This is a genomic window from Zunongwangia sp., from assembly GCF_048269745.1.
Taxonomy (GTDB): Bacteria; Bacteroidota; Bacteroidia; order Flavobacteriales; family Flavobacteriaceae; genus Zunongwangia.
In genome coordinates, this window is the sequence record NZ_JBLXIB010000002.1 from 234,209 (window position 1) to 257,409 (window position 23,201).

Genomic DNA, 23,201 nt, shown 5'->3' on the forward strand with positions numbered 1-23,201 from the left:
TAAAGCAAAAAAGATCTCTCCGCAAGGTTGAGATGACACCTTTTTGCATTCAAAATTTAACCTGATTCATGATTTTTTGCCTCTCAAGTCTCTTTTCTATCTTCTAAAAGCGCAGCGATCTAACTTCTATCCTTCCAAACTTTTCATCATTCTTCGAATACGATCTTCGAGTTTTTCCGAAGACAATTTTTCACGTAACCTATCGGTAATAATCGGGAAAGAAAAAGGAGTGGGTTTCTCGCAATTTCGCCATATCATTTTTTGATGGTGTATTCGTTCTAAAGCCTCTCGCAATCGTCCTTCTTCCAGCTGATGCTCAAAAGTTTCTCTAAATGATTGTAAATACAACAAGTTATCTTCCTCGTAATCTTTAAATACACTAAACAACAACTGCGAACTGGATTGCAAATGCTTGCTTTTTACCATTTTGTTTGGATAGCCCGTAAAAACTAAACCCGCAATCACTGCAATATCCCTAAATTTTCGCCTAGCCATTTCAGTAGCATTTAAACTTTTGTAAAGATCATCCATCAAAAATTCAGCAGAAAATAAATTATTGTCAAGCACTTGCTGCATATCTATTTCCTGATCGCTCAACAATTCAAATCCATAATCATTAAAAGCTATTGAAAATGAGATTGGTAATAACAAGCTAATACGATAAGCTAGTAAACTTCCTAAAGCTTCATGTACAAACCGGCCTTCAAATGGATAAAAAATAGCATGATAACCTTCTCTGGTTTTAAAGGTTTCTATTAAAAATTCATCGCTTTTTGGTATTATCGATTCCTTTTTTTGACGCTCAAAAATACCGGTCAATGCCGAAAGTTCTTCAGACTTTCCGGTAACCGGATCATATTCTGAGGCTAAATACATTTCCTCTCGTAACAATTCACTCATCTGGGCCGAAAACGTCATTCTTCCGCCCATCCAACTAGGAACTTTAGCGGTTTTTTTCTTCGATTTTTTAACCAAAACCTGCATATTTTTAATATGAACCAACTCCAAATTTCTACCCGCAAAGGTAAATACATCACCAGGTGTTAATTTCGAAATAAACCACTCTTCAATCGTACCAATATAACCACCTTTCATATATTTTACGCTCAGCATCGCATCGCTTACAATCGTGCCAATTTGCAAACGGTGGCGCATAGCTACCCCACGATGATTCACTTTAAACTTTCCATCTTCTTCAATTTCTACTTTTTTATATTCGTCGTAAGCCTGTAAACTCTGGCTGCCTTTGGTAATAAAATTCAGTATCCAACGCCAGTCATCTTCGGTCATCGCCTGAAAGCAAAATGTAGATTTTATTTCAGGATAAATATCTTTAGGAAAAAATCCGTTTGAAACCGCCAAGGTCGTTAAATACTGTACTAATACATCGAAACTCAGCAAATACGGAATTCGATCTTCTACCGCTTTTTTTTCGACTGCTTTTTGTAAAGCAGAAGCTTCGATTAATTCGATAGCATGAGTGGGTAAAAAATAAATTACACTTTCTTTTCCCGGCTGGTGACCACTACGACCGGCGCGCTGCAGAAAACGTGCTACGCCTTTTGGGCCGCCAATCTGGATAATGGTTTCTACCGGTGCGAAATCGACTCCTAAATCTAAACTCGACGTACAAACCACCGCTTTTAAACTTTCGTTCCTTATCGCCTGCTCTACCCACAATCGAGTCTCTTTATTGATGCTCCCGTGATGCATGGCTAATTCTCCTGCAAACTCAGGGTATTTACTTATCAACTTCTGAAACCATAATTCGCATTGCGATCGGGTATTAGTAAAAAGCAGTGTAGTTCTCGAATTTTTAATAATCGGCACCACTTCATCAATTAAATGCAAGCCCATGTGTCCCCTCCAAGGAAATTTCTCCATGGTCTCTGGGATTATTGATTTTATTTTTATCTTTTTCTGAAGATTCGCCCTTATTAATTCTGAATGCTGAAGCGCTTCAGATTCTGGTCCCAGCAATACTTCTCTTGCCTGCTGAAGATTGCCTATAGTTGCTGAAATTCCCCAAATTCGGAGCTTTTTTGAAACCGTTTTCAATCGCGATAATGCCAATTCTACCTGAACTCCTCGTTTACTACCCAAAAGTTCGTGCCATTCATCAACTACAATGGCTTCCAGGTTTTTAAAGGTTTTATCGTAGTTTTTAGAAGAGAGTAAAAGATGTAAACTCTCTGGAGTAGTAATTAGTAAATCGGGCATCGATTTTTTTTGTGCAGCACGTTCTTTTTGTGAAGTATCACCAGTTCTAATTCCTACTGTTAGATTGGTGCCTAACCCACTAGCAAAACGTTCAGCAGCTTGTTTAATTTCTACAGAAAGTGCACGTAAAGGCGTTATCCAAATCGCTTTTAATTCTTTTTTGTGTTTGGTTTTATAATCGGGATTGTTTTTAATGTAATTCAGAACGATCGGTACCCAAAGCGCGTAGGTCTTACCACTTCCTGTAGGTGCATTTAGAAGTCCGTTTTTCTTTTGCAGATAAGCTTTCCAGGCATCCTTCTGAAATTTAAATGGTTTCCAACCCTGCTCGGCAAACCAATCATCAGCAATTTTCAAAAGTTCCGTTCTCGTCATCTATAATGCTTAGTTACTAAAAAGCCTTCATATTTTATACAATGAAGGCTTTTAGTTTCAATTAAATACTTTGTAATGCTGTCTTCTTTTCTGCAGGGATTTTTCGCTCTTCCTCTTGCTGAAATAATTGCGGATACTGATTTTTCAGCATCTGCTGATGTATAGAATCCATCTTTCTTATTTCCTGCTGAAATTCTTCCGGTAAACTTCCAGTCTGGAAGAAATCACTTCCGAAGAAGTTGTTTCCCACTGAAGTGGAATCGTTAAAAAACTGCTGCATCATCGCTGAAGACATTTCATCGTCTCCAAAAAATCGTTTAAAGTGTTGCCTAAGTTCGTCGCTATTAGCAATCGCTTCTCCATTAACACTACCGTAACTGTAAGTATACGTTGAGTCGTAACTTTTTAAGTTACCGTTTTCATCAAACTCCTTGTTCACCGTCCAGCTACCTTCCGGCTTTTCGTTGTTAGTTTTGGAACTTAATCCCAAATTGCTATTCTCATCAGTCTTTTTCTCCTGTGCGTTGCAGCCGGTAAACCCTAAAACTGCTAATGCCAACATTACGATTGATGTTCTCATTGTTACACATTTTAAATTTATAATCCAGTTAAAAATGACATCTGATTTTAAGCAATTTAAATACCAAATTGTTCAGACTGACATTAAAAAATTTATAAAATTATATCCTGAATTATGGAATTAGTGCTTTTAAATCTTCGAGCGTATTGGCTTCTTCAATTTTCTTATCGGTACGCCAGCGTAAAATGCGCGGAAACCTGGTCGCTACCCCACTTTTATGCCTTTTAGACTCAGCTATTCCTTCAAAAGCCACTTCAAAAACATGATGCGGCGTTACGCTTCTTACCGGTCCAAATCGTTCTAAGGTGTTTTTCTTAATCCAGGCATCTAATTTTCTGAATTCAGCATCGGTTAAACCACTATACGCTTTGGCGAAAGTGACCAACTCTTCTTTTTTCTCATCCCATAAACCAAAAGTATAATCGGTAAATAAATTACTTCGTCTACCATGACCACGCATTGCATAGGTAAGTACTGCATCAATAGTTAATGGATCAACTTTCCATTTCCACCAATCACCTTTCTTACGTCCTACCAAATATGGAGAATCCAAACGCTTCAGCATTAAACCTTCAGATTTTACTTCTCTAGAACGTTCTCTTTCTTCAGCAGCTTCCTCCCAACTTTTAAACTGAATGGTTTGCGATAAATGTAACGGCAGCTTGTCAGACCTAACTTCAGCATATAATTTCTCTAAAATCGTTCTGCGTTCCTGAAATGCATTTTGCCGAATATCTTCGCCTTGCCATTCTAACACATCGTAGGCTTTTAGAATCACCGGTGTTTTTTTCAATAAGCTTTTTGAAATGGTCTTTCTACCGATACGAGTTTGCAAATCTTTAAAAGTTCCGATTTCTCCTTCAGGATAAGGTAAAATTTCACCATCGATCACTGTTCCGTTAGGAATTACACCGAGAAATTTTTCGAATTCCGGATATTTATCAGTGACCAGTTCTTCCCCACGGCTCCATACAAATAATTCATCATTTCTAACAATTACCTGCGATCGGATACCATCCCATTTATGCTCTGCACTCCATTCGCTAACATCACCTAAATCTTTTGGTTCATCTTCGATGGCATAGGCCAAATAGAACGGATAAGGTTTGGATAAAAAATCCTCTTCGTTTTCTTCTAATATCAGCTTAGTATAGGTTTTCGCCGGATTCCAATCGCCCATTAATTTATATGCCAATATATCCTCGTCGATAGCTGTAGCTTTAGAAAGTGCTCTAGTCATTAACTTCTGACTCACTCCAATTCTAAAACTTCCGGTAATTAGTTTAGTGAATACAAAACGCTCGTAATAATTTAAACTGAGCCAATTCTCTTTTAAATATTCTTTTTTCTCTTCTTCAGATTTTGGTTTTAGATCGATGATTTCCTGTAAAAATTGCGTCAAACTTTTTTCTGAAGAGTCTTGAGAAGGCGGGATTACTAAAGCAATAGTTTCTGCTAAGTCACCTACAATATGATACGATTCTTCAAATAACCACAACGGAATATTTGCAATTTCTGAAGCCCACCCCCGCATTAACGTTGTATTTACAGGCCTTGGCGGACGGCGATGAGAAAGAATGGCTATCGTCCAGACTTTATCGCGATTAGGAGCATTATTAAAGTATTTGGTTAATGCTTCAACCTTTAAGGTCGTTTTATTAGTGGTATCCAGTGTTTTTATAAGTTCTGCAAACTGTCTCATTCGTCTTCGGTTTTAGAAGTTTGCTCGGCGTTTTCTTCCTCATACTGCGTTTGCTCGGTTCTTGCATCATAACCAAGCTCTCTAAGATATTTCGAAAATATATCGGTATATCCGTGCGTACAAATAATTTTTTCAGCTCCTGTTTCTTTTATAGAAGATAATAAGCCTTTCCAATCACAATGGTCGGAAAGTACAAATCCGCGGTCGATGGCCCGGCGGCGGCGTGCCCCCCGAAACGTCATCCATCCACTTGCTGAAGCGGTAACGTAAGGCACCATTTTTTTGATCCAAGGAGTACCATGAGCACTAGGCGGTGCTATCACAATATTCCCTTTAATTTCTTCCTTCTTTACTTCACGGGTAATTCTTATAGTTTCAGGCATTTCTAGTTGCGGCCGTAAAACCTCAGTCATATTCTCAATTGCTCCGTGTGTGTAAATTTTTCCAATAGAAGGATCCAAATATTTCAGTAATCGCTGTGCTTTTCCTAATGAATAACCAAAAATTACCGATGTTTTACCTTCCGACTGGTTTTGTTGCCACCAGTTATTTATTTCAGCAAAAACCTCTTCCTGCGGTTGCCATTTAAAAGCCGGCAAACCAAAAGTGCATTCAGTAATAAAGGTATGACATTTTACAGGTTCGTAAGGTTTAGCTAATCCATCGGCCTCGGTTTTGTAATCACCTGTAAACACCCAAACCTCACCTTTATATTCCACCCTAATTTGAGCAGAACCAATAATATGCCCAGCAGGATGAAAAGAAAATTTCACGTTATTAACAGTAAAAGTTTCATCCCAGTCTTTACCACTAACATTAATTTCTCCTAACCGATGTTTTATAATTGGTATATTACTATGATGAGTAATATATTTCTTATGCCCCCAACGAGAATGATCAGCATGTCCATGCGAAATAATTGCTTTATCTACTGGCCGCCATGGATCCAGATAAACATCGGCCTGAGCACAGTAAATTCCTTTTTCATTAAATGCCAACAAGGGAGTTTTCATCTATAAAGCTTATTTATTCAGCTGCAATTGTCATGAAATTAGGTAAAATAGAAAGGCTAAAAAAGGGATTAAGAAAAGATTAGTAATTCTTTGATTACGAAAAATCTAAATTTTCAACAAAATTTTAAAGTCTTTATTTATATTTACTGCCAAAATCCCTAAATATGTCATTTTCAGATTTGTTCGGCTCAGGAGAGCACTTAAGAAATTTAAGCCATTTTGCGGCTATTGTAAATCTTGCCGCTATAGATGGTGAAATTAATACTGAAGAAGAAAAGTTATTAAGGCGCTTTGCCGGAAAGCTAGATATTACTGAGAGTGAATATCAAAAAGTATTGGAAAACCCTAAAGCATATCCCCTTACCGCTTCTCACAATAGCGAGAAAAGATTAGAACGTCTTCATGATCTTTTTAAGATTATTTTTGCAGATAGCCGTATTGAAGAAGAAGAAGCCGGGCTAATTAAACGTTATGCTATTGGCCTTGGTTTTTCCAGCGAGGCTTCAGAAAATATTATCAAAAAATCTATCCGGATTTTTAGTGGGCAGATTCCTTTTGAAGATTATCAGTATTTATTAAACAAGCAGGATTAATCCTCAAATGCTTTCATAAATTCTTCTGCTTTTTCCACCATTTTTTTGCTTCCGCAGAAAATGGGAGATCGCTCGTGCAATTCGGTTGGTTTAATATCCATTATACGTTGGTAACCATCAGTAGCTTTTCCTCCGGCCTGCTCTACAATGTAGGCCATAGGATTGCATTCGTACAGCAAACGAAGTTTTCCCTTTTCGTGCTTAGAACTTTTTGGATAAATATAGATACCTCCTTTAATCATGTTTCGATGAATGTCTGAAACCATAGAACCAATATATCTTGAAGTATAAGGGCGATCTCCTTCTTCTTCCTGACAATATTTTATGTATTTTTTTACACCTGTTTGGAAATGTGCATAATTTCCTTCATTAATTGAATATATACTTCCTATCTCAGGAAACTTCATGTCTGGATGAGAAAGATACCAAGATCCTAAAGCAGGATTCAAAGTAAAACCATTCACACCATGACCTGTGGTATAAACTAACATTGTTGAAGTTCCGTAAATAATATATCCAGCGGCTACCTGCAAATTACCGGGTTGTAAAAAATCTTTTTCGGTTACCGGAGTTCCTATAGGTGTTACTCTACGATAAATAGAAAAAATTGTTCCCACCGATACATTCACATCTATATTAGAACTACCGTCTAATGGATCCATCAGGACCACATATTTGTTTTTATTATCATTTTTACTTCCCGAAATAGTAATATATTCATCGTTTTCTTCAGAAGCTATTCCGCAAACAATTTGGCGATTTGTCAAGGTTTTAATAAAAGTTTCATTAGCAAAAACATCCAATTTTTGTTGCTCTTCTCCTTGAATATTTTGCTCACCTACTGCTCCGGTTATGTCTACCAGTCCAGCTTTATTTACTTCGTGATTTACAACTTTTGCAGCTAATCTAATTGAACGAATAAGCCTTGATAATTCTCCTGTTGAGTATGGAAAATCTGATTGATTATCGATAATAAACTCTCCTAGTGTTGGTCTTGTGTTAGCCATTTGATATTTTGCAGTTTATATCTAAATTATTCAATTTATAGCTATTTATAACGTTTTCGATAACAATTTAACATATTTTAAAATATAATTTATGAATCTTATTATTCGCGAAGGCACAAAAAAAGATATGCCAGCTGTATTTGCACTAATACAGGAACTTGCTGAATTTGAAAATGAACCGGAAGCCGTACAAATAAGCATACGAGATTTGGAAAAAGACGGATTTGGAACAGCTCCCTTATTTTCTTGTTTTGTTGCCGAAATTGATGGAACTATAGAAGGTATGGCTTTATTTTACAATCGATATTCTACTTGGAAAGGCAAAACCATACATTTAGAAGATTTAGTGGTAAAAAAATCATCTCGAAATAAAGGTATAGGGAAACACTTATACCGCAAAGTAATTGAACATGCTAAAGAACAAGGATGCCAACGTGTAGAATGGGTTGTGCTGAATTGGAATACAAATGCTGTAAACTTCTATAAAAAAAGTGGCGCTACAGTATTTGACGATTGGCAAACCGTACAAATGGACAAAGAAGCTATTGATGCCTTTTGTAGTAACTAAAATTCAATACATAGAAGCTAATTTATTATTAGCACATATGTTTTACTATTCAATTAGCACTTAAATAACGTTAAGCTTTAGCAAAGGTCTCTTGTTTACTATAGTTTATAGAATTAGATTGCTATTTTTGTTAACTTAAGCTTTTAACTATGAATTATATTATACGAGAGGCAAAACGTACCGATATGCCTCAGGTACTAGAATTGATAAATGAATTAGCAAAACATGAAAATGCCTCTGAACAAGTAGAAATATCAGTTTCCGATCTTGAACAAGAAGGTTTTGAAAACGGTAATTTTAAATGTTTTGTTGCTGAAGTAGAAAACAAAATTGTAGGAATGGCTTTAGCCTATTTTCGATTTTCTACTTGGAAAGGACGAACTGTGCATTTAGAGGATTTAATTGTTACTGAAAGTCACCGAGGAACGGGGCTAGGAAAAGCTTTATACCAACGCGTAGTAAAATATGGATACGACCATGATGTAAAACGAGTAGAATGGGTTGTTTCCGAAGGAAATACAAACGCTATAGAGTTTTATGAAAACTCTGGTGCAAATATTAAAAAGAATTGGTATACGGTACACATGTCCGAGAACGTTATAAAAAAGAAAATAGAAGAATATAACGAATGAAAGTCTTCAAATTTGGAGGTGCATCTGTAAAAGATGCAGCAAGTGTCTATAATGTTTTAAAAGTATTACATAAGCATAATGCTAAAGATTTACTCATTGTTATTTCTGCAATGGGCAAAACTACTAATGCATTAGAAAAGCTTATTCAAAAATATTTAAGTGGTAGTTTTCCTTCAGAAGAAATTGTAGATTTAAAACAATTTCACAATCTGATTATACAAGAGTTATTTAATAGTGAGAAAGCTGCTGTGTATCCAAAAATCAATCAATTATTCGAAGAATTAAATGCTTTTTTAATCGGTAATAAATCGAATGGATACGATTTTGTATACGACCAAATAATTGGTTTTGGAGAATTACTTTCAACCACCATTGTAAGTGAATTTTTAGCAGAACAAGGCATTAAAAACACTTGGTTAGATGCCAGAAGTTATATAAAAACAGACACAGTTTATAGAGATGCAAATGTAGATTGGGAAAAAACTCAAAAAAATATTTTGGAGGGGATTCAACCAAATACAATAAACATCACTCAAGGATTTATAGGTTCAGATACTAACAACTTTACAACCTCTTTAGGTCGAGAAGGTAGTGATTATACTGCCGGTATTTTTGCGTATTGCTTAAATGCAGAAAGCGTAACTATCTGGAAAGATGTTCCCGGAGTTTTAAATGGAGATCCTCGTGTATTTGAAAATGCACAATTACTTCATCAAATTTCATACGAGGAGGCTATAGAATTAGCTTTTTACGGTGCTTCTGTAATTCACCCTAAAACACTTCAACCCCTTCAAAAAAAAGAAATTCCGTTACAGGTTAAATCATTCTACGAGCCAGATAATCCGGGAACTATCGTTTGTAAAGGAAATGGTAAACCTGTACAACCTGCAATTCCTTGTTTTATAGTGAAAAGAAATTTGGTACTCATTTCACTTTCTACCTTAGATTTCTCTTTTATGGTAGAAGAAAATATTAGAGATGTATTTAATCTGTTCCATAAATATCAAATGAAAGTAGATCTTATTCAAAATTCAGCCATCAGCTTTTCGGTTTGTGTAGATAATAAATTTAACCAACTTTCAGCTCTAATTCAAGAACTTAAAGCTCGTTTTAAAGTATCTTACACTACGGGAGTTTCTTTATACACTATTAGGCACTTCGATCCTCAATCGATAGACCGCATCGAAAACGGGAAGCAAATTCTACTAAAACAACTTACGCATAATACTGTGCAAATGGTTACTGTAGAAATAAAGAATTTCTAGATTTAATATATTTGATAAAAATTAATCATAACCCATGGGATTTGTTACTGCCAAAGAAGTTGCCAAAATAATGAAGCTAGAGAAGCTCGGTCTTCTTGGCACCTCTATGGGGTGGATGGTTTTACGAACTACTAAATTATCACGCCTTAATAAAGAATATCAAAAACGAAAGAACCTAGAAGGAACTGAATTTATAGATTCTATACTAGAAGGTTTTGAAATTCAATTCGATATTCCCGAAAAAGATTTAAAACGAATTCCAAAAGAAGGGCCTTTTATTACGATTGCCAATCACCCGCTTGGTGGAATTGATGGAATGATATTAATGAAACTATTATTAGCTCAACGAAAAGACTATAAAATAATAGCTAATTTTTTACTTCATCGATTAGATCCTTTGCGACCATTTATAATGGCGGTTAACCCTTTTGAAACCCATAAAGATGCTAAATCTAGCGTTGGTGGTATTAAAGAAGCTTTAGGTCATTTACGAGATGGGCATGCTCTGGGGATGTTTCCTGCCGGAGAAGTATCTACTTATAGAGATGAAAAACTTATTGTAGATAAACCTTGGGAACCAGTTGCAATGCGATTAATCCAGAAAGCAAAAGTTCCGGTAATCCCAATCTATTTTCATGCAAAAAATAGTACATTTTTTTATCGATTAGCTTCCATGAGCGACGTGTTTAGAACCGCGAAGCTACCTAGTGAAATGCTATCGCAAAAACGCCGCAAAATAAAAGTGCGTATCGGGAACCCGATATCCGTAGAAGACCAATCAAAATATAAAGATTTAGAAACTTTTACAGCCTACTTACGCCGTAAAACCTATATGTTAGCCAATGTTTTTGAAAAGAAAAAACTCTTCGAAAAACTACCGCAAACTTTAAAACTTCCAAAATTTCCAAAGAAAATCGCTACAGAGATTCAGACCGAATTGATGGAAGAAGAAATCGAAAATTGCCGAAAACTCGATAAAAAATTATTAGATAGTAAAAATTACGAAGTCTTTTTAGCAAAAAAAGAAATTATTCCACACATTTTACAAGAAATTGGACGATTACGAGAAATCACTTTTCGAGCAATAGGAGAGGGCACTAATAACGCATCAGATTTAGATGAATTTGATGATTATTACTACCACTTATTTCTTTGGGACAACGAGGCTAAAAAAGTAGTTGGAGCCTATAGAATGGGGATGGGTTCTGAAATTTTTGAGAAACACGGAATCGATGGTTTCTATCTTCAGAATTTATTCCGCTTTGAGCCTGAACTTCACCAAATGATGAGCGAATCTATTGAGATGGGAAGAGCCTTCATCGTTAAAGAATATCAGCAAAAACCAATGCCTCTATTTTTACTATGGAAAGGCATTGTGCATTGTACACTGCGCTTCCCTGAAAACAAATATTTAATTGGCGGAGTAAGTATAAGTAATAAATTTTCTGAATTTTCAAAATCATTAATGATAGAATTTATGCGCTCTAATTATTACGACCCGTATGTGGCTCAATATATTAGACCTAAAAAAGAATTTAAGGTAAAACTTAAAGATGCCGATAAAAATATTGTGTTTGATAAAAACGATGCTGACCTTAATAAATTCGACAAATTAATTGACGAAATTGAACCCGGAAACCTACGCTTACCGGTGCTTATCAAAAAATACATTAAACAAAATGCTAAAGTTGTAGCTTTTAATGTAGATCCGCTTTTTAACAATTCCGTAGATGGGCTTATGTACATTCAGATTTCAGACTTACCGGAAAGCACAGTAAAACCCGTAATGGAAGAATTTCAGAAGAAATTAGAAGAAGATAAAATTGCCGAAAATTGATGGTTTTCTTGTTAATTTCATGTTATTCTCAATCCATATTTAGGTAAGAAATACGTCAATTCATATCTTCCAAAAAAAGAAAAATTGTTATGGAAAAGATATTAATTGCTGGTGCTACTGGAAATACCGGTAAGCGCATAGTCGAAATACTAAATAGCTCAGAAAGTTTCGCTCCCGTTGCTATGATTCGTAAAGAAGAGCAGCAACAAATTTTTGACGATATGGGAGTTAAAAGTGTATTAGCCGACTTAGAAGGCGATGTAAATAAGGCTTTCGAAAAAGTTCCTGAAATCGATAAAGTAATATTCGCGGCAGGATCAGGAAGTAAAACCGGAGCCGATAAAACAACTAGTGTAGATGAAGAAGGCGCTAAAAAACTAATTGATGCTGCCAAAGAGAACAAAGTGAAAAAATTTATTTTATTAAGCTCAATGGGAACTAATAATCCTGAAGAAGCTGATGAAAGTATGCAGCATTACTTAAAAGCAAAAAAAGCAGCGGATGAGTATTTGCAAGCTAGCGGACTTACCTATACAATTGTAAGACCCGGACAGTTAAGTGATGATATGGGAATTGCAAAAGTAAAAGTAGCTAAACAATTAGGAGAGTATGGAGAAATTCCTCGTGATGATGTTGCTTTTATTATGGTAATGGCGTTGGCTGACCCGTTAACTAAAAATATGGTTTTTGAAGCTATTGAAGGAGAAACTCCAATTAAACAAGCACTTATTGAACTTAGCGGAATTGGATGAAAATTAGAAAAAATCAATTAAAAAAGGATGGTAAAAAACCATCCTTTTTTAATTGATTTATAAATATTCTCTCACAAATTTTTTACAATACAATTTTATTTCGTCTCGTGCTTTCTCAAAAGCATCATGTATTTCTCTATCCGAACCTTTAACCGTAGATGGATCTTTAAAATTCTGGTGAAGCACCTTCGTTTTTTCCGAGAAAAATACGGGACAAGTCTCTTTGGCATGATCACAAACCGTTATCACAAAGTCAAAATCCACATTTTCATATTCTTCTACTAAATTACAAGTGTGATCGCTAATATCAATCCCATCTTCTTGCATTATGGCAATAGATCTTGGTTTTACTCCATGTTTTGCAACCCCTGCACTATAAAATTGAGCTTTTTTCATTCCAAAATAGTTAAGGTAACCATGAGCTATTTGGCTACGGCAAGAATTTCCGGTACACAACACAAGGACATTTTTCATAGAAGCTTTTGCTTTACATTACCTGCTAAAATATTCAACTACTGAAAATTTTAAGTGATTTTCGCTAATATAGAAAGGAAATTATAGAGGTTTGTTTCTTGTATGTTAAGCCTATTTGAAATTAACCTATTAACAATACGTTATTATTTGTATTAAATTGAAAATAAAAAAGCCTGAAGTAACATACTTCAGACTTTTAAATAAAGGTTTAAGTCCGATTACTTTTCGGCTTCACCAAATTCTTCAATTATCTTGTTAGCAATAACTTCTGCTAAACGCTTATTAGATTCTACTGTCCATCCAGCTATATGGGGACTCAATATAGTATTAGGCATAAACATTAATTCTTGCATGGCTTTAGGAACTGCCTCAGCCGCACTTACCGCTACATATTTCTTATTTGCAAAAAGACTCTCAAAAGAAGATTTTTCATATTCCAAAACATCTAATCCGGCACCTAATACTTTTTTAGATTGTAAGGCAGCTACTAAATCCTCAGTAACTACATTTTTACCTCTAGAAGTATTTATAAACCAAAAAGGTTTTGCAAATTGACTAATAAAATCGGCATTTACCATTTTATTAGTGACTTCTGTCCACGGCACATGTAAACTTACTACATCACATTTATTAGTGAATTCTTCCCAACTTACTTGGGTTGCATTACTATCGTCTACATCTTCTTTAATATCATAACAAATAACTTCTACATCAAAACCTCTTAATTTTTTAGCAAAAGCTTTTCCCATATTTCCGTATCCTAAAAGTCCTACGGTTTTACCGTCTAGCTCTATTCCTCGGTTATCTTCTCTAGCCCAAAGTCCTTCTCGGACTTCCCTATCTGCTTTATTTAGTTTATTAAAAAGAGATAACAACATACCTAAGCTATGCTCACCTACTGCATTTCTGTTACCTTCTGGTGCAGAAAATAATTTTACGCCTCTCTTTTTTGCATATTCAACGTCTATATTTTCTAGACCTGCTCCTACTCTTGCAATAAATTTAAGATTAGGAGTTGCATCTATAAAATCTTTATCGATTGTATACCGGCTACGGATTACAATTCCATCATAAAGATGCTGATTTTGTATAGTTTCCTCTCTGGTTTGATTAAATCCTTCGATATTGTGATGCCCCGCATCTGCCAATAACTTCATCAAATTAGGATGATTGGTATCGGCGTGTAAAATAATCATTTTAAAAAGTTTTTATTAGTATTTAGTGATTGCTCTATAGAATAGCTAATACAGTAAAACGCTTCACTTTTAAATACATTATATGCACTTAAAAATGTTTGATTTTTTTGATATAAAAGAATTGAATTAAAAAAGTACTCGATACTTTTAATTTTAAAAAGCGTTTTTGAGAAAGTATGTTGTTGAAATTTGAAAAGTGTCATATTCAACCGCTACGAGCTTTCAAATTTAGCAAATCCTTTCAATATTTTGAAGAAAAAAAGGCAGAATCTTAAAATCCCAAAATAAGTTTTGCAATCAAAAAGTAAGTCAGAATACCAAAAACATCATTACTCGTAGTAATAAATGGCCCTGTAGCAACAGCAGGATCTATATTGTTTTTATCTAACACTATTGGAATTATCGTTCCTATTACAGCTGCTAATAATATTACAGATATTAAAGCTACACCAATACTTATCGATTCGGTATATGATGTATGAAAACCAAAGCTACTTATAAAGAATACTATTATTGCAATACAAAGTCCGTTTACTATAGCTAAAGAAGTCTCTTTTAATAATCGTTTAGCTATTATATTTCCTTTTAGGGTACCATTAGCTAAACCTTGTACTACAATTGCACTTGATTGCACCCCAACATTACCTGCTGTTGCCTGAATTAAAGGAACAAATAATAATAACTTCGGGAAGGTTAGCATAGCGCCTTGAAATCCTGAAATTATACTAGCAGCTCCTAAACCTCCGAACATACCAATAAGCAACCACGGTAATCGGGCACGGGTTTGTTTAAAAACATTATCATCTACTTCTATATCTTCAGAAAAACCAGCTGCCATCTGATAATCTTTATCTGCTTCATCTTTGATAAAATCGACAATATCATCAATTGTAATGCGCCCTACTAATCTTTTAACCTCATCAATCACAGGGATGGCTTCTAAGTCGTATTTACGCATTATTCTGGCCACTTCTTCACCTTCGGTATGAACTGTTACATAATCTACATTCGGGATATAAATATCACGTATATTTTCGTTGTTATGCGCAGTAAGTAAATCTTTTAAGGAGAGTCTTCCTTTTAGCCTATTTTTATCATCAACCACATAAATAGAATGTACACGAGTTACATTTTCTGCTTGTGCTCGCATTTCTGTCATACAGCCAACCACACTCCAATTTTCATTAACTTTCACCAACTCTTTTGCCATTAAACCTCCGGCAGAATCTTCATCGTAACGTAAAAGTTCAACAATATCTTCTACATGCTGCTCATCATCTATTTCAGAAATTACTTGCTGCTGAAGCTCTACTGATAGTTCGTTAATAATATCGGCAGCATCATCAGTATCCATTTCAACCAACTCATTCGCAATTTCCTTTGCGGAAAGTGATTCAAGGATACGTTCCCGAACGCTATCTTCTAATTCCATAATTGCCTCTGCCGTTTTATGGCTATCAAGCAATTTTATAAGATAGATCGCATCTTCTTGGCTAAGTTCTGTAACGATTTCTGCAATATCAGCATGGTGAATATCATCTAAATGCAGTTTCAACTCTTCATCTTTCTTTGTTTCGATGAGGAATTGAATTTTTTCAATTAGTTCGTTACTGATTTGAAACTGCATAGGGCTGAATTTTTAGTGTCAATGATATGAAATCTTCCGTACTAAGCTGTTCTGGGCGTTTACCAAAGATAGCATCTTCTCGTAAACTGCCTGGTAAATTAAGAGTTTTTAAACTATTTCTTAAGGTTTTACGGCGTTGTTGGAAAGCTGTTTTAACAACTCTAAAGAATAATTTTTCGTTACAAGGTAACTCATAATTTTCTTTTCTTGTTAACCTCAATACTCCACTATCTACTTTTGGAGGCGGATTAAAAACCGTAGGAGGCACAGTGAACAAATACTCTGCTTCATAAAAAGCCTGTGTTAATACCGAAAGTATTCCATACGCTTTACTTCCTTCTTTTTCACAAATTCGCTTAGCCACCTCTTTCTGAAACATTCCTGAAAATTCAGGAATCTGATTCCTCATCTCCAACACTTTAAATACAATCTGAGTGGAAATATTATAAGGGAAATTTCCGGTAACCGAAAAAGGTTTATCACCAAAAATAGCGGTAAGGTCGTACTTTAAAAAATCTTGTTCGTGAATGCGCTCACGGAGTTTTAAATAATGTGCTTGTAAATACTCTACACTTTCAGAATCGATTTCAACAACATGAACTTCTATACTTTTTTCTAACAAATATTTAGTTAGAACGCCCATACCAGGCCCTATTTCTAAAACATAGTCGTATCCGGAAAAACTTAATGTATCTGCAATTTTTTCAGCAATATTCTCATCATTTAAAAAATGTTGCCCTAAATGTTTTTTCGCTTTAACGGCATCTTCATTTACTTGACGAACTACTTTAGTACGGTAATCATTTTTATATTTTTTCTTACTCATATTGCTGTTTTTACTATGTTATTATTGTTGATCGATAACCTGAAGCTCTGTAGTAAATTCAACAAACTTTCCTTTAAAAGGAGCTGTTTTAGCTACCATATCGGCATGATTTTCAACATAAAATGTTTTTAAATGCGCCATGCTCTCAGCGGTATATTGAATTGAATAGGTTACTCCTCCCATAGGCTCTCTTGCTAAAACTTTAGTCATTAAAGCTTTTGTAAATTTTCCCGTAGCCAACATTGCCGGAATCTGTTCTTTTTGCATCCAGCTTTTCCATTCGTTATGCACTTCTTCTTCTACGTTTACCGTTACGTTATAGATAACCATAATTTAATAGCTTTTATTCTAAAAATGCGAAAGTACAATTAAAAACTAAAGTGATTCACCTCATTTAAAATTATACATGCTTTTCTGATTATTCTATAGTAAAAAAAGAACATTTTTATCTTATGTACAAGCAATAAAAAAGCGCATTTTGAAGGTTTCAAATGCGCTTTTAAATTAATACTGTATTAAAAAATATTAGTTGATGATATCAAACCCTGTATATGGAACCAATACTTCTGGAATTTTAATTCCATCTTCTGTTTGGTAATTTTCTAGAATACCAGCCAATACTCTTGGTAAAGCTAATGCACTACCATTTAAAGTATGTACCAATTCCTTTTTTCCTTCTTTATTTTTATAACGAAGTTTAAGACGATTCGCTTGAAAGGTTTCAAAATTAGATATAGAACTAATTTCTAACCAACGATCTTGTGCGGTAGAAAAAACTTCGAAATCGTAAGTTAATGCTGAGGTAAAACCTAGATCCCCTCCACATAATCTTAAAATTCTATATGGAAGTTGAAGTTCTTTCAGTAAATCTTTCACATGATTTACCATATTTTCTAAAGCATTATATGAATTTTCTGGTTTTTCTATACGAACCAATTCTACTTTATCGAATTGATGCAATCTATTTAACCCTCTAACATGAGCTCCATAAGACCCCGCTTCTCTTCTAAAACATGGTGTATACCCAGTACAAGCAATTGGAAAATCTTTATCTGTTAAAAGACGATCTCGATACATGTTAGTAATTGGCACTTCTGCCGTAGGTATCATATATAAATCGTCTGCCGGCATATGATACATTTGCCCTTCTTTATCTGGTAACTGCCCAGTACCATAACCAGAAGCTTCATTCACCATTAACGGCAATTGATATTCTGAATATCCGGCTTGAGTTGCTTTATCTAAAAAATAAGAAATTAAAGCTCGTTGTAACCGAGCTCCTTTACCTTTATAAACAGGAAATCCTGCTCCGGTAATTTTATTACCCAATTCAAAATCAATAATATCGTATTTCTTAGCTAATTCCCAATGTGGCATAGAACCTTCGGCTAATACAGGAATATCGCCTTCTTTAAACACTTCTTCATTATCTTCTTCTGAAACTCCCGAAGGCACTACTTCATTCGGAACATTCGGGATAGTATAAAGCAGTTTTTCTAGCTCTGCAATAGTATTTGCTAAAAGTTCGGAATATTTTTTAGAATCTTCTTTTAAAGTTCCGGTTTTCTCTTTTAAAATAGTTGCTTTTTGATGTTCTCCATTTTTAAACATCAAACCAATCTGTTTGGATAATTTATTCGATTCGGCCAAAGTCTCATCAAGTTTGGACTGAGTAGATTTTCTCAAATCATCCAATCTCAGTACCTCATCGAAAATGGAGGTAGCATCAAAATTTCTCTTTTTCAATGCTTCAATATACGCTTCTTTATGCGCTTTGATGTTGTTAACTTGTAACATAAGGCCTCTATAATTTTAATTGCCGTTAATAAATTGTATAAGCTACAAATTTAGGAAAAGTGTAGCTATTTATTCGTTTAATTTAGAAGGTAAAATCCAATCGTTATGCCAAAAGAAATTCCATTCGGTATTTGCTAAATCTACATCCGGATTTATTAATTGAACTTTTGGACGCCCATTTACAGATATTTTTGTATTTACATACACTTCTACATCTTTACCTTTTGCTGCAAAGTCTTCTTTTAAATGTTGTGAAAATTGCCAAATTAAATCGGGTTTAGAATTAATAGCCCGAAGTTGTTTTCTAGACAAATACAATTTTTTATTTATATAAATAGTGTCCTTTGTTCCTTTCTCTACAACCTTAAAGATAGAATATCCACTTTTAGAACGAAGCATCATTCGCCAGCTTAAACGATGGCCTTCTTCCGTCCACAACACATTATCCTGAATAAGCCAATGCCGTAAAGGCAATAATAACTGAATTGTAAACCACACCGATAAAATAGTTATGAGCAGATTCCGGTAAGGTGGCACAACAATTTGATCTTCTGAATAATATTCTTTTTTTCTGAATAGTAATTTTTTATTGATTTGCTCTGTAGGAAAAAAGAAAGCACAAAAAGCTAACGACAAATAAGGAAAAATACCTACCTGAAAAACGATACTATTAAAAATATGAAAAAATATAGCTAAACAGAAAAACGAAAACCTAGTACGTTTCCATAGTAACATAGGAACAATTAATAAATCGAAAAGTAAACCGTAATAAGCTACGACGTATTTAATCCAAGATTGCTGTAAAAAATCTCCTATTAATGCATAATTTTTTTTTGCTTTCATTAATAACTCGGGAACTGTACCGTCTAACCAATCTGGATACATTTTCGCTATTGAACCGTAGGTATAAACAATCGATATTTGTAATACAATAACTAACCAAACCCATTGTGGCATTGCAATACGATGTATCTTTTTATTTTTCCAAGCATCATACGATAAGGCTCGATGTGCCGGTAAAAAAATCATAATAAAACATAATAGCAACAATAAATAATAATGGTTGTTATACGATGATTTTTGCATTAAGTAAACCGATGCCCACATAATAGTATAACAAAACATCGAAAATCGATATTTAAAGCCCAGCATTACTAATAAACCAAAAACTCCCATTAACGCATAATAGTAAAGCATTAAATTCCCTGGAAGTGGTTGTAAAAAATCAAAACCAATAAAATTGAATGTAAATGTAGGCTCGATAAAAGTTCTATCTATCCAACCTGTAAAAATAGCTCCAATTGCTTCTAAGGCTATTAAAAAACCAAAAATAATTCTGAAAAATATTAAAGCAGAATTATCAATTTGTTTAAAAAGCCATCTATTTATCATTTTTGATCTTTTATAAATTGAAGCGAAAATGCCTCATCTTGTTTCATAGCGATCTTAAGTTCTTCAACAGAGTCGAATTTCTTTTCATCACGAATACGAATTAAAATATCTATTTGAAGCTCTTTTCCGTATAAATCGGTATCTAAATCAAAAAAGTACGTTTCAATTGTACGTTCAACACCACCTACAGTAGGATTAGTGCCAATGTTCATCATCCCATAATACTCTTCACCATCAATTTCAGATTTCACTACATATACGCCATTCTTAGGAACAAGCTTATAGGGTTCTTCTAACTGTAAGTTAGCTGTTGGATAATTAAATTGTCTACCAAGTCCTTTGCCTTTTACTACTTTTCCTCGCAGGGCAAATGCTTGCTTTAAAAAAGCATTTGCTTTACGAACATCCCCATCTTTAATGGCATTTCGTATTTTGGTAGAACTCACTCCAACTTCTTCTACATCGTGGCGTGAAATTTCTTCTACTTCAAAATCGTATTTTTTTCCAAATTCTCTTAAATCAGAAATATCGGCGGTACGATTACGGCCAAAACGATGATCGTAACCAATAATCACTTTTTTAGCCTTTAATTTTTCAACTAAAATATTATGAACAAATTCTTCCGCACTTAAGCGAGAAAATTCCATTGTAAAAGGATGGATCACTAAATGATCTATCCCGGTGTTCTCCAATATATCGATACGTTCTTCTATGGTATTAATAAGCTTTATATTTTTATGCTGTTGCAATACCATTCTAGGATGCGGAAAAAAAGTAAGTATTACCGATTCTAATTGATTCGCTTTTGCTGTATTTACTAATTTTTGAATGATTTTTTGATGCCCGGCATGTACACCATCAAATGTACCGATAGTAACAACTGTTGCCTTGCTACTTAAAAATGAATATGCGCTGCTATGTATTTTCAAGTTGATTTATTTTCCGTTAAACGTATTCATTGTATTAGCAAGACCTGCCGTAGCGAACGATTTTATTAATTCACTAGATTTTTCTAAACGCTCTGGCAATTCGCTACGTTCATCTTCACCCCATTCTCCCAGTACATAATCAATTTGTTTTCCTTTAGAATAGTTTGCACTAATCCCGAACCGAAATCGGCTATATTTAGTTGTTCCTAATTGAGCCTGAATATCTTTTAAACCATTATGGCCACCGTCACTTCCTTTACCTTTTAGCCGAATAGTACCAAATTCTAAATTTAGATCATCAGTTACTACTAACAGATTCTCTAAACCTATTTTTTCTTTTTGTAACCAATAGTTTACTGCTTTCCCGCTTAAATTCATAAACGTATTAGGTTTTAGTAATATAAAACTTCTACCCTTAAACCGAAATTGAGCAATTTCACCCAATTTTTCTGTAGTGAAACTTATATCTTCTTTCTCTGCTAGACTATCTAAAATTTTAAATCCGATGTTATGTCGGGTTTCTTTATAATCTAAGCCTGGATTTCCTAATCCAACTATTAAAAACTTTTTCATCAATTTAATTTTCACATTTTCTTTTCTCTAGTTCTGAAAAACAAAACGTAATAATTTACATGGGTAAAGATAAAATTTTCAAGTCGCTTTTTATAGTTCTTTACCTTAAACCAAAAAAATATCCCGTATCAAATTGATACGGGATATTAAAATACTATAATTTTTTATAGAAATTTATTCTTTAACAGCTGCTACATCATCTGTTTCAGTAGATGGTACATCTTGTGCATCATCATCGTCATCATCGTCTAATGCAACAATGTTACGAGATGTTCTTACTTGACAGATTACTGTATTATCAGGATGTTGTACTGTATAATCTTCGCTCTCTACGGCAGTAACATATAATTTCTGACCGATTTTAAGTTTAGATACATTTGCCTCGATATAATCTGGAAGTGATCCTGGTAAACCACGTACTTTTAAACGACGTAGGTTATATCTTAATACACCACCATTTTTAACACCTCTTGCAACTCCAACAGTATGAACTGGAATCTCCATAGTGATCTCTTTGTCATCAAAGATTTCATAAAAATCTACGTGAAGAATAGCATCAGTAACTGGATGGAATTGAATATCCTGAAGGATAGCATTAAATTTTTCTCCACTTCCCAACTCGATTACCACAGTATGTACATCTGCTGTATATACTAGGTGCTGGAATGATTTTTCCTCAGTTGCAAAGTGTAATGGTTCTGCATCACCACCATACAATACACAAGGAACCTGACCAGCATTACGTAGTGCTTTTGTAGCTTTCTTTCCTACGCTTTCTCTTTTAGATCCTTTAATTGTAATTGATTTCATTACTTGTATTTAAATTTTAAGATTTGCAAATTTGCGACTTTTTATTTAAATAATAAACTAATCCTACAATTTTTTTAATCTCAGGAATTTACATTAAAAATTTAGAGCTAATCGATCTATTTTCGTGTACACTTTTCATTACATCTGCGAATAAGTCGGCACAACTCACTACTCGAATTTTTTTACTTTCTTTACGAAGAGGAATAGAATCGGTAACAATAAGTTCTTCCAATTTAGATTTTTCTACACGTTCGTAAGCATCTCCAGACAAAACAGGATGTGTACAAACTGCACGAACACTTTTAGCTCCGCGCTCTATCATTAAATCTGCAGCTTTTGTAAGCGTACCAGCAGTATCTACCATATCGTCTACCAATACTACATTTTTACCGGTAACTTCACCAATAAGCTCCATATGAGAAATAACATTTGCTTTTTCTCGCTGCTTATAGCAAATAACAACATCGCTCTCCAATGCTTTAGAATAAGCATAAGCTCTTTTAGATCCACCCATATCTGGTGAAGCAATTGTTAAATAATCTAGATTTAGATTTCTTAGATACGGTAAAAACACGGTTGATGCAAAAAGATGATCTACCGGTTTTTCAAAAAAGCCTTGAATTTGATCAGCATGTAAATCCATTGTAATAATCCTGGTAGCACCTGCAGTTTCCAAAATACTAGCAATCATTTTCGCCGCAATCGGGACTCTCGGCTTATCTTTTCGGTCTTGCCTAGCCCAACCAAAATAAGGCATTACGGCTGTAATATGCCTTGCTGATGCCCTTTTAGCTGCATCTAACATTAGCAGCATTTCCATTAAATTATCGGCTCCCGGATTAGTAGAACCAATAATAAATAAACGAGCTCCGCGAACGGATTCTTCGAAAGAAGGTTGAAATTCTCCATCGCTATAAGTAGAAGTAATTACATTACCTAATTTAGCACCGTAGGCCGCTGCAATTTTTTTAGCTAATGCCGTACTTTGAGTGCAGCTGAAAAATTTAGCCTCGGTAAGAGGTGTAAGCATTGT

22 protein-coding genes are annotated in these 23,201 nt (G+C 34.5%); 6 read left to right on the forward strand and 16 right to left on the reverse strand.

Annotated elements, in window-relative coordinates; translation table 11 throughout:
- Positions 1-126 precede the first annotated feature (126 nt).
- From ACN0WI_RS03835 to ACN0WI_RS03850, 4 genes are all read right to left on the reverse strand, one after another.
- The gene (locus ACN0WI_RS03835; protein ID WP_417885302.1) at positions 127-2,595 is read right to left on the reverse strand and encodes a ligase-associated DNA damage response DEXH box helicase; all 2,469 of its coding nucleotides are present in this window, start codon (positions 2,593-2,595) and stop codon (positions 127-129) included.
- A gap of 61 nt (positions 2,596-2,656) precedes the next feature.
- Positions 2,657-3,175 (reverse strand): hypothetical protein, encoded by a 519-nt coding sequence (locus ACN0WI_RS03840; protein WP_417885303.1) that lies wholly within the window; start codon positions 3,173-3,175, stop codon positions 2,657-2,659.
- A 112-nt stretch (positions 3,176-3,287) separates the two neighbouring features.
- Positions 3,288-4,877: an ATP-dependent DNA ligase gene (locus tag ACN0WI_RS03845; RefSeq protein WP_417885304.1), complete on the reverse strand. Its 1,590-nt coding sequence runs from the start codon at positions 4,875-4,877 to the stop codon at positions 3,288-3,290.
- Positions 4,874-5,890 (reverse strand): ligase-associated DNA damage response exonuclease, encoded by a 1,017-nt coding sequence (locus tag ACN0WI_RS03850; protein ID WP_417885305.1) that lies wholly within the window; start codon positions 5,888-5,890, stop codon positions 4,874-4,876. Before ACN0WI_RS03850 ends, ACN0WI_RS03845 begins: the two co-directional genes overlap by 4 nt.
- 164 nt (positions 5,891-6,054) lie before the next feature.
- Between ACN0WI_RS03850 and ACN0WI_RS03855 the strand changes: the two genes are divergently transcribed.
- Entirely contained in the window at positions 6,055-6,483 is a 429-nt protein-coding gene (locus ACN0WI_RS03855; protein WP_417885306.1) for a TerB family tellurite resistance protein, read from the forward strand.
- On the opposite strand, the gene fbp is transcribed toward ACN0WI_RS03855, so the two are convergent.
- Positions 6,480-7,490: a class 1 fructose-bisphosphatase gene (gene fbp, locus ACN0WI_RS03860; RefSeq protein ID WP_417885307.1), complete on the reverse strand. Its 1,011-nt coding sequence runs from the start codon at positions 7,488-7,490 to the stop codon at positions 6,480-6,482. The genes ACN0WI_RS03855 and fbp overlap by 4 nt on opposite strands.
- Positions 7,491-7,581: 91 nt before the next feature.
- Here fbp and ACN0WI_RS03865 point away from each other — a divergent pair, with 91 nt between their 5' ends.
- The 5 genes from ACN0WI_RS03865 to ACN0WI_RS03885 all read left to right on the forward strand — a co-directional run bounded on the left by ACN0WI_RS03865 (position 7,582) and on the right by ACN0WI_RS03885 (position 12,544).
- Positions 7,582-8,058 (forward strand): GNAT family N-acetyltransferase, encoded by a 477-nt coding sequence (locus tag ACN0WI_RS03865; protein WP_417885308.1) that lies wholly within the window; start codon positions 7,582-7,584, stop codon positions 8,056-8,058.
- Between the two features lie 149 nt (positions 8,059-8,207).
- Positions 8,208-8,690: a GNAT family N-acetyltransferase gene (locus ACN0WI_RS03870; protein ID WP_417885309.1), complete on the forward strand. Its 483-nt coding sequence runs from the start codon at positions 8,208-8,210 to the stop codon at positions 8,688-8,690.
- Complete coding sequence (locus ACN0WI_RS03875; protein WP_417885310.1) at positions 8,687-9,955, forward strand: aspartate kinase; 1,269 nt, start codon at positions 8,687-8,689, stop codon at positions 9,953-9,955. The genes ACN0WI_RS03870 and ACN0WI_RS03875 overlap by 4 nt, the downstream gene beginning before the upstream one ends.
- Before the next feature lie 34 nt (positions 9,956-9,989).
- Positions 9,990-11,792: a GNAT family N-acyltransferase gene (locus tag ACN0WI_RS03880; RefSeq protein ID WP_417885311.1), complete on the forward strand. Its 1,803-nt coding sequence runs from the start codon at positions 9,990-9,992 to the stop codon at positions 11,790-11,792.
- Positions 11,793-11,881: 89 nt separating this feature from the next.
- Entirely contained in the window at positions 11,882-12,544 is a 663-nt protein-coding gene (locus tag ACN0WI_RS03885; RefSeq protein WP_417885312.1) for an SDR family oxidoreductase, read from the forward strand.
- A gap of 57 nt (positions 12,545-12,601) precedes the next feature.
- Here the strand turns inward: ACN0WI_RS03885 and ACN0WI_RS03890 are convergent, their stop codons facing one another.
- The 11 genes from ACN0WI_RS03890 to ACN0WI_RS03940 form a co-directional block, all read right to left on the reverse strand.
- Positions 12,602-13,018, reverse strand: coding sequence for an arsenate reductase ArsC (locus ACN0WI_RS03890; protein WP_417885313.1), 417 nt, complete (start codon positions 13,016-13,018; stop codon positions 12,602-12,604).
- A gap of 218 nt (positions 13,019-13,236) precedes the next feature.
- Positions 13,237-14,214 (reverse strand): 2-hydroxyacid dehydrogenase, encoded by a 978-nt coding sequence (locus tag ACN0WI_RS03895; RefSeq protein ID WP_417885314.1) that lies wholly within the window; start codon positions 14,212-14,214, stop codon positions 13,237-13,239.
- Between the two features lie 271 nt (positions 14,215-14,485).
- Positions 14,486-15,841: a magnesium transporter gene (gene mgtE, locus ACN0WI_RS03900; protein ID WP_417885315.1), complete on the reverse strand. Its 1,356-nt coding sequence runs from the start codon at positions 15,839-15,841 to the stop codon at positions 14,486-14,488.
- Positions 15,822-16,667: a 16S rRNA (adenine(1518)-N(6)/adenine(1519)-N(6))-dimethyltransferase RsmA gene (gene rsmA / locus ACN0WI_RS03905; RefSeq protein ID WP_417885316.1), complete on the reverse strand. Its 846-nt coding sequence runs from the start codon at positions 16,665-16,667 to the stop codon at positions 15,822-15,824. Before rsmA ends, mgtE begins: the two co-directional genes overlap by 20 nt.
- A 21-nt stretch (positions 16,668-16,688) precedes the next feature.
- The gene (locus ACN0WI_RS03910) at positions 16,689-16,997 is read right to left on the reverse strand and encodes a DUF4286 family protein (protein ID WP_417885317.1); all 309 of its coding nucleotides are present in this window, start codon (positions 16,995-16,997) and stop codon (positions 16,689-16,691) included.
- A 195-nt stretch (positions 16,998-17,192) separates the two neighbouring features.
- Positions 17,193-18,464 carry a serine--tRNA ligase gene (gene serS / locus ACN0WI_RS03915; RefSeq protein WP_417885318.1) on the reverse strand — a complete coding sequence of 424 codons (1,272 nt, stop codon included), beginning with the start codon at positions 18,462-18,464 and terminating at the stop codon, positions 17,193-17,195.
- Positions 18,465-18,533: 69 nt separating this feature from the next.
- Entirely contained in the window at positions 18,534-19,856 is a 1,323-nt protein-coding gene (locus tag ACN0WI_RS03920) for an HTTM domain-containing protein (RefSeq protein ID WP_417885319.1), read from the reverse strand.
- Positions 19,853-20,785, reverse strand: coding sequence for a bifunctional riboflavin kinase/FAD synthetase (locus ACN0WI_RS03925; RefSeq protein WP_417885320.1), 933 nt, complete (start codon positions 20,783-20,785; stop codon positions 19,853-19,855). The genes ACN0WI_RS03920 and ACN0WI_RS03925 overlap by 4 nt, the downstream gene beginning before the upstream one ends.
- Positions 20,786-20,791: 6 nt before the next feature.
- Entirely contained in the window at positions 20,792-21,358 is a 567-nt protein-coding gene (gene pth / locus ACN0WI_RS03930; RefSeq protein ID WP_417885321.1) for an aminoacyl-tRNA hydrolase, read from the reverse strand.
- A 174-nt stretch (positions 21,359-21,532) separates the two neighbouring features.
- Positions 21,533-22,168 (reverse strand): 50S ribosomal protein L25/general stress protein Ctc, encoded by a 636-nt coding sequence (locus ACN0WI_RS03935; protein ID WP_417885322.1) that lies wholly within the window; start codon positions 22,166-22,168, stop codon positions 21,533-21,535.
- Between the two features lie 88 nt (positions 22,169-22,256).
- Complete coding sequence (locus ACN0WI_RS03940; protein ID WP_417885323.1) at positions 22,257-23,198, reverse strand: ribose-phosphate pyrophosphokinase; 942 nt, start codon at positions 23,196-23,198, stop codon at positions 22,257-22,259.
- Between the last annotated feature and the right edge of the window lie 3 nt (positions 23,199-23,201).